Genomic DNA, 227 nt, shown 5'->3' with positions numbered 1-227 from the left:
AGGGCCGGGACGTCAATCCGTCCAGCGCGGTGATGGCCGCCATCGCAAAAGCGCTGCAATGCACCCCGACCGAAGCCCGGCATCTTTTTGTGCTCGCCGGTTTGCCGCCGGGCGAAGCCCCGCAGGCGGTGTGCTGCGAGGGGATCAGCGAAGGCACGCGTCGCCTGCTGGATACCCTGATGCCGAAACCCGCCAGCATTCAGAAACCGAACTTTGATATCGTGGCG

At 64.8% G+C, this 227-nt stretch carries 1 protein-coding gene; it reads left to right on the top strand.

Annotated elements, in window-relative coordinates; translation table 11 throughout:
• Positions 1-32: 32 nt before the first annotated feature.
• On the top strand, positions 33-227 hold a 195-nt coding region (locus ACRHOC_RS15410), incomplete at its 3' end, for a hypothetical protein (protein ID WP_431159471.1).

The organism is Winogradskyella poriferorum (assembly GCF_050618035.1).
Classification (GTDB): Bacteria; Bacteroidota; Bacteroidia; order Flavobacteriales; family Flavobacteriaceae; genus Winogradskyella; species Winogradskyella poriferorum_A.
This window is presented reverse-complemented; position numbering and strand designations above follow the sequence as displayed.